Annotated in this window: 1 protein-coding gene; it reads right to left on the bottom strand. The window is 73.7% G+C overall.

Features of this window, described 5'->3' with window-relative positions:
• Positions 1-250: 250 nt before the first annotated feature.
• Positions 251-1,387, bottom strand: coding sequence for a zinc-dependent metalloprotease (locus tag L7D48_RS28745; RefSeq protein WP_237884027.1), 1,137 nt, complete (start codon positions 1,385-1,387; stop codon positions 251-253).
• Between the last annotated feature and the right edge of the window lie 118 nt (positions 1,388-1,505).

The raw sequence follows: 1,505 nt of genomic DNA, 5'->3' as shown, positions 1-1,505 counted from the left end.
GAACCGTCAGGGGCGCCGGGGGCGTCCTGGAGTACGTCACGGAGTGTGCGGCGAACCGCCAGGCGTATCGCGGCGACCGCGGGGTGGGGACCCATGTCCGTTCACTTCCTCGGGGAGTCGTGGCCGCGCAGTCGATGACTACGCTGAGTGCGTCGATGGTGACAGAGAAGTGCCGTATCCCTGAGCATCGCACGCGCACCCGCCGCCCACGGTCCCTCGTAAGAGTGATTGTCCCGGCGTTCGGCGGTCATCAGTCCGCTTTCCGGTGCACCCTCGCGATCCACTCCGCCGGATCGGCGATCTCCGCCCTGGTGGGCAGCGTGTTGGGGGAGGTCCACACACGGTTGAAGCCGTCCATCCCGACCTCCTCGACCACCGCCCGCACGAACCGCTCGCCGTCGCGGTACTGGCGCAGCTTGGCGTCGAGCCCCAGCAGCCTGCGCAGCGCCTGGTCGAGACGGCCCGCTCCGGCCGCGCGGCGCTTCTGGAACTTCTCCCGGATCTCGGCGACCGTCGGCACCACCTGGGGGCCGACGCCGTCCATCACGTAGTCCGCGTGTCCCTCCAGCAGCGACATCACCGCGGTGATGCGGCCCAGGACCTCGCGCTGCGCGGGGGTCTGCACCAGCTCGACGAGGCTGTTCCCCCCGTCCGGCTCCCCGTCCTCGCCGGGCTCCGGACGGCCGCTCCCGGCCAGCGACTGGAAGGCCTCGCGCAGCCGCTCCAGGAGCGCGGAGGGCTCCATGTCGGTCTCCCCCAGGAAGGCGTGGATCTCCCCCTCGATGTGGTCGCGCAGCCACGGCACGGCGGAGAACTGGGTGCGGTGCGTCTCCTCGTGCAGGCACACCCACAGCCGGAAGTCGTGCGGGGCGACGTCCAGCTCCCGCTCGATGTGCACGATGTTCGGCGCGACCAGCAGCAGCCGCCCGCCGCCCTCCCCCGGGGCCCCCGGCAGGTCGCGGGTGGGCGGGGCGAAGGTCTCGTACTGGCCCAGGACGCGCGAGGCCATGAACGACAGCAGCATCCCGACCTCGACGCCGGTCACCTTGCCGCCGACCGCGCCGAGCACCGCGTTGCCGGGGCCGGCGCCGCGCCGCGCCCGCACCTTGTCCAGCAGCGGCGACAGCAGCTCGCGGAAGCCCGCCGCGTTCGCCCGGATCCAGCCGGGCCGGTCCACGACGAGAACGGGGGTGTCAGCCGCGCCGTCGGGCGTCATCCGCGTGAAGCCGCGCACGTGCTCCTCCGCCGCCGCGGCGTGCCGCCGCAGCTCGGCGACGGCCTCCCGCGCCTCCTCGCGGCTCACTTCGGGCCCGGGCTTCACGAGCCGGGTCGCGGTCGCCACCGCGAGATTCCAGTCGACCATCTCCACACCACCGAGGCTCGTCATGACTTCACCGTACGTGCCGGTGCCCCCGAACGGGAGCGGACCGGTGCCCGGGCAAGGGTGCCCGCGCGGGCGGCCCGTCACGCCTGTCCGGGCGGCGGGCGCCGGGGCGGGGGGCCGC

The organism is Streptomyces sp. ICN903, from assembly GCF_022015835.1.
Lineage (GTDB): Bacteria > Actinomycetota > Actinomycetes > Streptomycetales > Streptomycetaceae > Streptomyces > Streptomyces fenghuangensis.
The sequence above is the reverse complement of the archived record's forward strand: the minus strand, read 5'-3'. Positions and strand labels throughout refer to the sequence as shown.

What these genes read in the sequence shown, in the direction of transcription:
- L7D48_RS28745 (WP_237884027.1), bottom strand. Translation starts at nt 1,387, where the DNA reads ATGACGAGCCTCGGTGGTGTGGAGATGGTCGACTGGAATCTCGCGGTG.